The organism is Vibrio sp. MED222 (genome assembly GCF_000153005.1).
Classification (GTDB): Bacteria; Pseudomonadota; Gammaproteobacteria; order Enterobacterales; family Vibrionaceae; genus Vibrio; species Vibrio tasmaniensis_A.
Genome location: NZ_CH902609.1, coordinates 133,567 through 145,144 on the forward strand (window position 1 = coordinate 133,567; position 11,578 = coordinate 145,144).

10 protein-coding genes are annotated in these 11,578 nt (G+C 44.9%); 8 read left to right on the top strand and 2 right to left on the bottom strand.

What is annotated here, in order from left to right; genetic code table 11:
• Positions 1-159: 159 nt before the first annotated feature.
• Positions 160-1,338 (bottom strand): tRNA epoxyqueuosine(34) reductase QueG, encoded by a 1,179-nt coding sequence (gene queG, locus MED222_RS06520; RefSeq protein ID WP_009847877.1) that lies wholly within the window; start codon positions 1,336-1,338, stop codon positions 160-162.
• Between the two features lie 247 nt (positions 1,339-1,585).
• On the opposite strand from queG, the gene tsaE reads away from it, so the two are divergent.
• The 8 genes from tsaE (at position 1,586) to hflC (ending at position 11,156) form a co-directional block, all read left to right on the top strand.
• A complete protein-coding gene (gene tsaE / locus MED222_RS06515) occupies positions 1,586-2,050 on the top strand; it encodes a tRNA (adenosine(37)-N6)-threonylcarbamoyltransferase complex ATPase subunit type 1 TsaE (RefSeq protein ID WP_004735870.1) in 465 nt (154 codons plus the stop codon).
• On the top strand, positions 2,044-3,759 hold the full coding sequence (locus MED222_RS06510) for an N-acetylmuramoyl-L-alanine amidase (protein ID WP_009847878.1): 1,716 nt from the start codon (positions 2,044-2,046) through the stop codon (positions 3,757-3,759). The genes tsaE and MED222_RS06510 overlap by 7 nt, the downstream gene beginning before the upstream one ends.
• Before the next feature lie 89 nt (positions 3,760-3,848).
• A complete protein-coding gene (gene mutL / locus MED222_RS06505) occupies positions 3,849-6,035 on the top strand; it encodes a DNA mismatch repair endonuclease MutL (RefSeq protein ID WP_009847879.1) in 2,187 nt (728 codons plus the stop codon).
• Positions 6,036-6,202: 167 nt separating this feature from the next.
• Positions 6,203-7,135, top strand: a complete 933-nt coding sequence (miaA, locus tag MED222_RS06500; protein ID WP_009847880.1) for a tRNA (adenosine(37)-N6)-dimethylallyltransferase MiaA — start codon at positions 6,203-6,205, stop codon at positions 7,133-7,135.
• Between the two features lie 192 nt (positions 7,136-7,327).
• On the top strand, positions 7,328-7,594 hold the full coding sequence (gene hfq, locus MED222_RS06495; RefSeq protein ID WP_004735866.1) for an RNA chaperone Hfq: 267 nt from the start codon (positions 7,328-7,330) through the stop codon (positions 7,592-7,594).
• A 44-nt stretch (positions 7,595-7,638) separates the two neighbouring features.
• A complete protein-coding gene (gene hflX, locus MED222_RS06490) occupies positions 7,639-8,946 on the top strand; it encodes a ribosome rescue GTPase HflX (RefSeq protein WP_009847881.1) in 1,308 nt (435 codons plus the stop codon).
• Positions 8,947-8,973: 27 nt separating this feature from the next.
• Positions 8,974-10,176, top strand: a complete 1,203-nt coding sequence (gene hflK, locus MED222_RS06485; protein ID WP_009847882.1) for an FtsH protease activity modulator HflK — start codon at positions 8,974-8,976, stop codon at positions 10,174-10,176.
• Between the two features lie 2 nt (positions 10,177-10,178).
• Complete coding sequence (gene hflC, locus MED222_RS06480) at positions 10,179-11,156, top strand: protease modulator HflC (protein WP_009847883.1); 978 nt, start codon at positions 10,179-10,181, stop codon at positions 11,154-11,156.
• 153 nt (positions 11,157-11,309) lie between these two features.
• Here hflC and MED222_RS06475 read toward each other — a convergent pair whose 3' ends face one another.
• Positions 11,310-11,498: a DUF2065 domain-containing protein gene (locus MED222_RS06475; protein WP_009847884.1), complete on the bottom strand. Its 189-nt coding sequence runs from the start codon at positions 11,496-11,498 to the stop codon at positions 11,310-11,312.
• Positions 11,499-11,578 lie beyond the last annotated feature (80 nt).

Sequence of the window (11,578 nt, forward strand, 5' to 3'; positions counted from 1 at the left end):
TACGTGGGTGTCGGAAGTTTACGAAGAGTTCTGAATTTTTTCCACATTGTTAGAATTGAGAACAAGGTCAAACATTGTTCGAAAATTATGTGCAACGAGTTGTGTTGTATGGTGGGTTGTTGGTGTGGATTGGCCTGCCAATCGTTGATGCCTAAGGGGTTAGGCGTCTCTTGGTAGCCCTTTCTCAACGATGCGTATTAGCCTGTGCTTTTTGGTGAGGATTTTGCTGCTATCTTTTTGCACACAACTATTTTTCTGCGTAGAGCTATCTTCTTGCATGCTGCTAGCATTGGGTAACTGTTGTAGTTGTTTATTTAAAGCCCACTCAATATGTACATCCAGCATTTCGTTGTTGCCTCGATGAGATTCCAGTGTTTCAACAATGCGTTGTTGAAATGGCGCATTGCCCATAGCAACAAAGATATTGCGTAACCATTGGGTGTGTCCAATACGTCTTATCGCTGAGCCTTCCATCTTCTTTAGGAAGGTAGCTTCATCCCAACTTGAAAGTGAAACAAGGTTTGCCTCTCGGAAGTCTTCTCTGCGGTGGAAGTCAGTTTGCTCAGTGAGTTCGGCATGGCGGTTCCACGGGCAAACTAACTGACAGTCATCGCAACCGTAAATACGATTACCAATTGCGTCTCTAAACTCTTCCGGGATCACACCATCATATTCAATGGTTAAGTACGAGATACATTTTCGAGCATCCACTACGCCATCAGCAATAATGGCGCCCGTTGGACAAGAGGTGATACATGCGGTGCATTTGCCGCACTCATCGACACTGGGTTCATCTGTTGGAAGAGGAATGTTAACTAACAATTCTCCTAGGAAGAACCAAGAGCCAGCGTCTTTATCAAGAATTAATGAGTGTTTACCTGTCCAGCCCAACCCTGCTTTTTGAGCGAGCGGTCGTTCCAAAATGGGCGCTGAATCCACGAAAGGACGTGAGTCTAAACCTTCGACTTCCTTTTCGATTCTTTGTCCCAGCTTTTTCAACTGGTTGCGGAACAATTTGTGATAATCGCGGCCTAAAGAATAACGGCTGATATAACCTTGAGTGGTATCGCTTAGGTTAGAGGCAAACTGAGCTTCTGGTGGTAGATAGTTCATTCGGGCGCTGATCACTCGAATGGTGCCTGGGTGAAGTTCATTGGGACGAGCACGCATCATCCCATGTCGAGCCATCCAATCCATTTCGCCGTGGTTGCCAGCATCTAGCCATGCTTGAAGAGGGGCTTCATGTTCACTTAAATCAACATCGCAGATGCCAACTTTTTGAAAGCCTAGTTCTTTTCCCCAGATTTTAATTTTTTCAGCAAGATGGTCTAGATTCATGGCTTCATTCTTAATTCTTATTTTCTCTGTTTTACAATTAGAGATAAGGCTAATTAAAATTAGGTTCGGCAAAAATGGGGGCGGATCTTAACGGATCTTAGTGGTATTGACCAGAACAGACGTGTTTTGATCAGTATTTTTCATAGAACTTACACTTGAGTGCTTGTCTCCCAAAAGCATCACGGTTTACTATTCTTGTTCTTTTGATTTTTATATAGTCAACGATCGATTTTTAGAGAACGTATTCATGAGCACTAAACAATTTACTTTGAAAGATGAACAAGCAACGATTCAATTAGGAACGGAGCTTTCTAATCTTTGCTCACAGCAGACAACTATTTATCTGCATGGTGATCTTGGCGCAGGTAAAACGACCTTCAGTCGTGGTTTTGTAAAAGCACTTGGCCATCAAGGAAATGTAAAGAGCCCAACGTATACTCTAGTTGAACCTTATCAACTTGCCGATTGGCAGGTGTACCATTTTGATCTTTATCGCCTAGCTGATCCTGAAGAGTTAGAGTTTATGGGGATTCGTGACTACTTCACGCCAGATGCTATCTGTTTGGTTGAATGGCCAGAGAAAGGTTATGGAATGCTACCAGAAGCAGATTTGGATATTGATATTCGTTACCAAGACGATCACCGCATTGTTTCTTTAACCGCTAACAGTGAATACGGACAGCGCTTACTTAGTCAGTTGGAGTTATGTTGATTTCTAGACGCCTTATTTCAGCAGTAGCTATGTTGGCTGCTGTTTTTTCTATATTGTTTTCTTCACTTGTTTCTGCAAACTCACTAAAGAGTTTAAGGGTTTGGCCTTCTCCAGAAGAAACTCGTGTGGTTATCGATTTAAAATCAGAAGCGGATTTCAGCTATTTCACCCTGAGTAGCCCGAGTCGCTTGGTTGTTGATTTAAAAAAGACCAACCTTGCAACTAAGTTACCTGTCGTGGTGAAAGACAGCCCCGTTCTATCTAAGATTCGTAAAAGCTCACCGCCAGACAAAAACACCTATCGCTTGGTTTTTGAGTTAAAGAAGTCGTCTAAAGCAGAGTTGTTTAAACTCAGTCCGACTCCTGGTGGTCAGTACGGACATCGCTTGGTGATCGACTTGCCTCATGGTGCGGCAAGTAAAGGCAAAGCAACATCAACGCCGAGTAAGCCAACAGTGAGTAAGAACCTCAATCAAGTTAAGCGTCAGCGTGATGTTCTGATTGTGATTGACCCAGGCCACGGTGGTGAAGATCCTGGTTCCATTGGCCCATCTCGTAAATATGAGAAGAATGCGACTCTTAGTATTTCGAAAAAGATCGCTGCGCAGTTAAATGCAGTTCCAGGAATCAAAACGCGTTTAACACGTAATGCTGATTACTTTGTAAACCTGAACAGACGTGTTGCAATTGCTCGTGAGAACGAAGCACACCTCTTGATCTCTATTCACGCCGATGCCTTTACGACGCCTCAACCAAGAGGTGGTTCGGTGTTCGTGTTGAATACTCGACGGGCAAATACTGAGATTTCCCGTTGGATTGAGAACAAAGAGAAGCAGTCAGAATTGCTGGGCGGCAGCGGTGCTGCGTTTACTGGCAATATTGCAGATAAAAACGTCAACCAAACCCTGCTTGATTTGCAGTTTAGCCACTCTCAAAAAGAGGGCTATAAACTGGCAACGACCATTCTCTCTGAAATGGGTAAGGTCGCAAAACTGCATAACAGTAAGCCGATTAACACCAGCTTGGCAGTGTTACGTTCACCACAAATTCCATCGGTACTTGTAGAAACGGGCTTTATTTCGAATCCGACCGAAGAGAAGCTTCTTTTCCAACGTTCGCATCAAGACAAACTTGCGCGAGCTGTGACCAAAGCGGTCGTTAAATATTTGAAAGCGAATCCACCAGAAGGGATTGTTATTTCTAACGCGGCGGCATCTTCTAACTCTACCAGTCAGCACAAAGTACAGCGTGGTGAATCATTGTCTGTGATTGCGAAGAGGTACGGCACGTCTACACAAGCATTAGTGAAGTTGAATGGTTTGAAGTCGACGAGCTTAGCGGTAGGGCAAATTCTAAAAATTCCAAGCTCGGGTTCACAAGCGGCTACCACAACAAGCCGTAAAACGGTGACACACACGGTTAAGTCTGGAGAGTACTTAGGCAAGATAGCTAGCCGTTACAAAGTATCGGTAGCAAGCATTAAACGTGAGAACCGCTTGAAATCAGAAACCGTGAGAGTAGGCCAAAAGTTACGTATTACGGTTGAAGTAAAAGATATACCTCTACGTAAACATAAAGTCGCAAGAGGCGATTATCTTGGCAAGATTGCTTCGAAATATGGCGTGAGCGTCAACAGTATCCGTCAAGCAAACAAACTACGTTCCGATGAGTTGGCCATTGGCCAAGTGCTGATTATTCCGCACAAATAGTTGGCTAATGTTGAAGTAATGTTTAGAGCATAGAAGCAATCTCAAACGCGAGAAGTGCTTCTATAAATGGCAGTAAGGTAGCTATACATATGACGATCAAAATACTGCCAGCTCGGCTAGCTAACCAAATCGCAGCGGGTGAAGTGGTAGAAAGACCTGCTTCTGTTGTGAAAGAGTTGGTTGAGAACAGTTTGGATTCTGGTGCGACACGTATCGATATCGATATCGAGAAAGGTGGCGCTAAGATGATCCGCGTTCGTGACAACGGCAAGGGCATTGTTAAAGATGAGCTTGCCTTGGCATTAAGCCGTCATGCTACCTCTAAAATTCATACTCTTGATGACCTTGAAGCGATCGTCAGCCTAGGTTTCCGAGGTGAAGCACTGGCGAGTATTAGCTCTGTTGCCCGCCTAACTATGACTTCACGTCCTACGACTCAGGATCAAGCTTGGGCTGCACATAGTGAAGGTCGTGATATGCAGGTGAAACTGCAGCCAGCAGCGCATCCCATTGGCACCTCGGTTGAGGTATTGGATCTGTTCTTCAATACTCCGGCACGACGTAAATTCTTACGCACCGAGAAAACTGAATTCACGCATATCGATGAGCTGCTTAAACGCATTGCATTGAGCCGTTTTGATGTGACGATTAACCTTCGTCATAACGGTAAAATGATTCGTCAGTACCGCGCTGCAAAAACACAAGTTCAAGCCGAAAAGCGCATCGCAGCAGTATGTGGCAATCCTTTTGTTCGCCATATGCTTAAGATCGAACTTGAGCATCAAGGCTTAAAACTTCATGGTTGGATCACCACGCCTGAAGGAGCAAGACAACAAAGCGATCTGCAATACTGTTATGTGAATGGTCGTATGATGCGCGATAAGCTGATCAATCATGCGATTCGTCAAAGCTACGAAACTAGCTTGCGCCCCGACCAATTCGCGACGTATGTGTTGTTCATTGAGCTAGACCCACATCAGGTGGACGTGAATGTTCATCCTGCAAAACATGAAGTGCGTTTTCATCAAGCCCGCCTTGTACACGACTTTATCTACCAAGCCTTGAGTGATGGCTTAGCCCAAAGCAAACAAATTGATGCAGCACCGATCAAGCAGTCTGCGTTTCATCAGTCAGAAGTGATGCATCATCAGCAAGGTAGCTCGAATCCGGGTATCGGAGAGATTGCCAGTTTCTCAGAGCCTGAAAGCATAATGCCGAGCAGTTCAGAACAACCTCAAGTATCTGATAGTGAAAGATATGCTATTGAGCAAACGCCAGCCTACCCAAGAAAAGCCGAATCTGAACAGGTTTATGATAACCCTCAGCACAGCGTTAATGATGGTGGGCAGCGTTATAGCTCACCAGCTAACCGAGGTTCATCGTCTAGCAGAGGCTCGTCGGATCGCGAAACCAGTTTTACAGGCTCGCCTCGCCAAGAGTGGATAGAGTCTCGACCTGAACCTAAAAAAGAAAAAGAGCCGCACCAACATCATGGTGAACCTGCTCCATCTAAGCGAGAAGTGAAGGCCTATAAAGAGCTTCTGAAAACGCCAGATTTTGATGATCAAGTTGTACAGCCATCATCTCCTCAAGAGCACGTGGCACCAGTAGAAACCAGAGATAACATAGACAAAGAAGCTAAGCCTTCTCAACAGAATCCCGTTAACTTGAAACCAAGAGCACCTGTAACGGACTTGGGTAAAGCGGTCTCGATTGTGGAACGTCAATATCTGGTGATGGGCAATAAGAACGGCAGTGTGTTGGTTTCTTTGGCTAAGGCTGAGTTATTGCGTGTTGTTGGTCAGCTTGATACTCGAGGGGGCGCGTTAAAAAGCCAGCCACTATTGGTGCCCTTATCGATTAAGCTGGGCAGTGAACTTGTCGAAGTTGCTAAGGCGCTGAGTCAAACTTTGGCGTTACTGGGGATTGAGCTTAAGGCGCGAAACAGCGAGGCGGTAATGGTGATGGGCGTGCCTTCTCCTTTAAGGCAGCAAAACTTACAAATTTTGATCCCAGATCTGTTATCTTACGCGGCTTCATTAAACGCTCAGATTGTTGATAATCACTCGGCTAATGTTTCCAGCGATCTGTTGCCATCATTGGTTAACTGGATCGGGATTCAAACGGCACAAGTAAAAAGCGACTACACTTTATCTGAAGCGGTTCAACTAGTTGGGGAACTTGAACAACTTTGGCATGGTCTACTTCCATTAGATGATCCAGAGTTTGTTAATCCTATCGACTTTTCTGCAACCATCGCTGCTTTTATGGCTTAGTTTGCAGGTGAATTTTCACAGCTGAGTTTTAGATAAATTAAGCTTATTTACGGCTTCGGCTGTTTACGATTTAACTGTTGCGATGAGGCTTTTCTTAGTAGACAAGAGTATCGCGACATGAAGCCTTTTAATTAAGTGCTCTAACAGAGAAATAAATACAAAATATCATGACTGAAAAATTACCTTTAGCGTTGTTTTTAATGGGCCCAACGGCATCAGGAAAAACAGATTTAGCTATCCGCTTACGTCAGAAATACCCGGTAGAGATCATCAGTGTCGATTCGGCGCTAATCTACAAAGACATGGATATTGGTACTGCTAAGCCGGATGCAGGAGAGCTCGCGCTCGCGCCTCATCGCTTGATTGATATTCTCGATCCAAGCGAAGCGTATTCTGCGGCTGACTTTCGTCGTGATGCGATCAGTGAAATGAATAAGATTGTAGCGGAAGGTAAAATCCCGCTACTTGTTGGTGGCACAATGCTTTACTACAAGGCATTGTTGGAAGGTTTATCGCCACTACCCGCCGCGGATCAAGAGATTCGTAAGCAGATTGAAGCGGAGTCTATTGAACAGGGTTGGCAGGCATTGCATGATCAATTAAGAGAGATAGATCCCGTATCCGCTGAAAGAATACACCCAAATGATCCACAAAGGCTTTCAAGGGCATTGGAAGTTTATCGAATTTCGGGTAAAACATTAACAGAGCTAACTCAAACGAAAGGCGATAGCCTGCCATTTCGTGTAAAACAATTTGCAATAGCTCCCAAGGAAAGGAAAGAACTCCATCGCCGCATTGAGCTGCGTTTCGAGAAGATGATAGAAGCGGGATTTGAAGATGAAATGAAAGCGTTGTACGCCAGAGAAGATCTTCACCCTGAACTGCCGTCGATCCGATGCGTTGGTTATAGGCAGATGTGGGATTATTTAGATGGGAATTGCGATTTAGACGAAGCGGTTTTCCGTGGTGTCTGCGCAACCCGTCAATTGGCCAAGCGACAAATCACCTGGTTACGCAGTTGGGATGATTTAACTTGGTTGGATAGCGAAAACATTGAACAGGCGTTAGAAACTCTTTCAGATGCAATAGCATCTGATTAGTATTGCTGTGTATAATGTGATCGCTTTTGCGTGAATATACTCTGGAAAGGATCAGTTGTTGAGGCTTTTAAAAATCACAGCCTTTCAATAACAACGGAGTTTTTTTATTCGTTTAGCTCAGATGCAAAGGCCGCACCTTTTTGTGCACCACTAGCTAAATAATTACAACAAAATATAAATAAGGAAAATAAAATGGCTAAGGGGCAATCGCTACAAGACCCATTCCTAAATGCACTCCGTCGTGAGCGCATTCCAGTCTCTATCTATCTTGTTAACGGCATCAAGCTGCAAGGTCAGATCGAGTCTTTCGATCAATTCGTGATCTTATTGAAGAACACAGTAAACCAAATGGTTTACAAGCATGCGATTTCTACTGTGGTTCCTGCTCGTGCAGTTAGTCACCACAGCGGCGAGCAACAACGCGCGCCATCTGATCGTCCTGAGAAGACTGAAGATTAATCGTTCAATTGATACAGCTTGCGCTGTAATAAGGAGTTGGTTGCTTGTTTGACCGTTATGAATCCGGCGAGCGAGCCGTACTTGTTCATATCAACTTCACGCAAGAGGGAGAATGGGAAGACCTGAGCGAATGTGAAATGCTGGTCTCCTCAGCGGGGGTAGAAACGCTACAAGTGATTACTGGTAGCCGACAATCCCCACTCCCTAAATACTACGTTGGAGAAGGTAAAGCCCTAGAAATCGCACAAGCTGTTCAGCTAACCGGTGCTGAAATTGTGATTTTTAACCACTCCCTCTCTCCTGCCCAAGAGCGAAACCTCGAGCAATTGTGTAAATGTCGTGTGATTGATCGCACGGGTTTGATCTTAGATATCTTTGCACAACGTGCGCGAACTCATGAAGGTAAGCTACAAGTTGAGCTCGCTCAGCTTCGTCATATCTCTACTCGATTGATTCGTGGTTGGACTCACCTTGAAAGGCAGAAAGGTGGTATTGGTCTTCGTGGTCCAGGTGAAACTCAACTGGAAACCGATCGACGTTTGTTGCGTGACCGTATAAAGGCAATATTACGTCGTTTAGCGAAAGTCGCTAAGCAGCGTGAACAAGGACGACGTGCTCGTAATCGAGCTGAAATCCCAACAATTTCTTTGGTTGGTTATACCAATGCGGGGAAATCAACACTTTTCAATCGCATCACAAGTGCTGGTGTTTATGCGGCAGACCAACTGTTTGCAACCTTAGACCCAACACTACGTAAGATTGATTTGGCAGATGTCGGGCCTGCAATTCTCGCAGATACCGTAGGTTTTATCCGTCATCTACCACACGACTTGGTCGCTGCGTTCAAGGCTACGTTACAAGAGACGCAGGAAGCTGACATTTTGTTACATGTTGTTGATGCCAGTGATGACCGCTTTCGTGAGAACATTCAGGCTGTTCATGAAGTATTAGAAGAAATCGATGCTCATGAAGTGCCAACCCTTGTAGTCATGAACAAAATTGACTGCATGGAAGACCAAAAACCTCGAATTGAAAGAGACGAAGAGGGCGCACCTCGCGCTGTTTGGGTTTCTGCAATGGAAGGAGAAGGCATTGAACTGCTGTTTGAAGCTTTAACTGAGCGTTTAGCAAGTCAAATGGTTCAATTCCGATTGTGTATTCCACATCAACATCAGGGCCGTATTCGTAGCTTATTCTTTGAGATGAAATGTATTCAACAAGAAGAGTATGATGAAAATGGTAACTTGTTGATAGATATCCGAATGCAACAAATAGATTGGTCTAAACTTGAAAAAAGAGAAGGGGCGCTCTTAGGTGGCTTTATCGTTACCAAAGAGACTGCTACAGTATAACGTCATATCAAATGATGGAGCTTTCTAATGGCGTGGAATGAGCCTGGAAATAACAACAACGGCGATAATAACGGCCGCGATAACGACCCTTGGGGTAAGAACAATAATCGCGGCGGCCGAGATCAAGGACCGCCAGACTTAGACGAAGTGTTTAGTAAACTAAGTCAAAAGTTAGGTGGCAAGTTTGGTAAAAAAGGTGGCAACGGTAACGGGCCATCTATTGGTGGTGGCGGTGCGATTGGCTTTGGTGTCATTGCTGTCATTGCGATTGCTATCTGGTTCTTCGCGGGTTTCTATACCGTTGGCGAAGCAGAAAGAGCAGTAGTACTTCGACTGGGTCAGTTCGACCGTATCGAGGAACCTGGTCTTAACTGGCACCCACGCTTTATCGATGAAATCAAAGATGAGCAACTGGTAAACGTTCAAGCGATTCGTTCTCTACGTGCTGCTGGCACCATGCTAACGAAAGATGAAAACGTTGTGACCGTTGAAATGGGTGTTCAATACCGTGTTTCTGACCCATACAAATACTTGTATCGTGTAACGAATGCAGACGACAGTTTACGCCAAGCAACCGATTCTGCGCTTCGTGCGGTAATTGGTGACTCACTAATGGATAGTATCTTGACAAGTGGTCGTCAGCAGATTCGTCAAAGCACTCAAGAAACGTTGAACCGTATTATTGATAGCTACGACATGGGTATTCTGATTGTTGACGTGAACTTCCAGTCAGCACGTCCACCAGAGCAAGTGAAAGATGCATTTGATGATGCTATCGCGGCTCGTGAGGATGAAGAGCGTTTCGAGCGTGAAGCTGAAGCTTACCGAAATGACATTCTTCCAAAAGCAACAGGTCGTGCTGAGCGTTTGAAGAAAGAAGCGGTGGGTTACTCAGAGCGCACAGTTAATGGTGCTCTAGGTCAAGTAGCTCAGTTCGAGAAGCTGCTACCTGAATACCAAGCAGCTCCTGAAGTAACACGTAACCGTATGTACCTTGATACAATGGAAAAAGTGTACTCAAGCACATCGAAAGTCCTGATTGATTCTGAATCAAGCGGTAACTTGCTATACCTACCAATTGATAAGCTAGGCGCACAAGGTGGTTCTCAGTCGGGCACTCGCCCTGCAAAAACATCATCAACTTACGATCAAATTGAGTTAGAAACTCAAGCGGATCCAAAGTCTAGCACTCAAACTCGTTCAGACAGTTCACGTCAAGGGAGATACTAATAATGCGTAAATTAATGATCCCTGTATTAGTTGTGACGATTGCCCTTCTATTGATGTCACTATTTGTGATTCAAGAAGGCGAACGTGGCATGGTAATTCGTTTTGGTCGAGTTCTCGATGACAACGGCGTATCACGAATCTATGAACCAGGCTTGCACTTTAAACTGCCGATGTTTGATCGCGTAAAAGTACTTGATGCTCGTATTCAAACGATGGATGGTCGTTCTGACCGTTTCGTAACATCAGAGAAAAAAGACGTTCTAATTGATACTTACGCAAAATGGCGTATTGCTGATTTTGGACGTTTTTATCTGAGTACCGGCGGCGGCAATATCATGACGGCAGAAGCACTTCTTGAGCGTAAAGTGACAGATGTTCTTCGTTCTGAAATTGGTTCTCGTGAAATTAAGCAGATCGTGTCAGGCCCTCGTAATAAGGACATCCTGCCAGACTCTGCTGATAGCGAAGTTGTCACAACGGTAGCGGCTGCAGAAGCACTAGAAGTTGATGGCGAACGCGATAAGATCATGGAAAACGTTTTGTCTGGAACGGCAGAAAGTGCGATGGCTGATTTAGGTGTTGAAGTTGTTGATTTCCGAATGAAGAAGATTAACCTTCCTGACGAAATCAGTGAATCTATCTACCGCCGTATGCGTGCAGAACGTGAGTCGGTTGCTCGTAGACACCGTTCACAAGGTCGTGAGAAAGCAGAAGTTATCCGTGCTCAAGCTGAGCTAGAAGTCGCGACTGTTCTTGCTGAAGCTGACCGTACTGCTCGAGTGACTCGTGGTGATGCTGATGCAGAAGCAGCGAAGATCTACTCTGATGCATTTAGCAAAGACCCTGAGTTCTATGGCTTCATGCGTTCACTGCAAGCTTATGAGACATCATTTAGCGATAAGAGCGACATTCTAGTACTGGATCCGAAGACTGACTTCTTCCAATACATGAATCAAGCAAGCGGTGCTCCAGCAAAATAAGCTGATTCGTTAATTCATTAAATTAGCGAAGTACCTAAAAATCAAAAGGCTCCCATAATGGGAGCCTTTTTGTTTTCTATTCGTTGAAGACTGCAGGTTGACCATTGAATCTTCGAGGGAAGTCGTAGTGACAGCTCCGTACTTTGAGAAAACCTAGCGGTAGGTCATGAAAGCGATAACGGCACCAGCCACCACAAGACAACCGCCAATACGGCGCAGTTGGGTGTCTGGTTGCTCGCTCAGTTGCGCGACCATGTTTCTCCAGCCATTAGGTGCAATCAAGGGGCCGAGCCCTTCAGCGATAAGAACGAGCCCAATAGCGAGCCAAATTGATTGAGACATGGTTCTGCCTTTTGTCTATAAAATGCAATGATATCAGCATCTTTACACATTCGCCCTCAGTTATCTCTGGTTTATTTTTG

Excerpts from the sequence above, each read along its gene's own strand:
- queG (WP_009847877.1), bottom strand. The coding sequence starts at position 1,338 with ATGAATCTAGACCATCTTGCTGAAAAAATTAAAATCTGGGGAAAAGAA.
- tsaE (WP_004735870.1), top strand. The coding sequence starts at position 1,586 with ATGAGCACTAAACAATTTACTTTGAAAGATGAACAAGCAACGATTCAA.
- MED222_RS06510 (WP_009847878.1), top strand. The coding sequence starts at position 2,044 with ATGTTGATTTCTAGACGCCTTATTTCAGCAGTAGCTATGTTGGCTGCT.
- mutL (WP_009847879.1), top strand. The coding sequence starts at position 3,849 with ATGACGATCAAAATACTGCCAGCTCGGCTAGCTAACCAAATCGCAGCG.
- miaA (WP_009847880.1), top strand. The coding sequence starts at position 6,203 with ATGACTGAAAAATTACCTTTAGCGTTGTTTTTAATGGGCCCAACGGCA.
- hfq (WP_004735866.1), top strand. The coding sequence starts at position 7,328 with ATGGCTAAGGGGCAATCGCTACAAGACCCATTCCTAAATGCACTCCGT.
- hflK (WP_009847882.1), top strand. The coding sequence starts at position 8,974 with ATGGCGTGGAATGAGCCTGGAAATAACAACAACGGCGATAATAACGGC.
- hflC (WP_009847883.1), top strand. The coding sequence starts at position 10,179 with ATGCGTAAATTAATGATCCCTGTATTAGTTGTGACGATTGCCCTTCTA.
- MED222_RS06475 (WP_009847884.1), bottom strand. The coding sequence starts at position 11,498 with ATGTCTCAATCAATTTGGCTCGCTATTGGGCTCGTTCTTATCGCTGAA.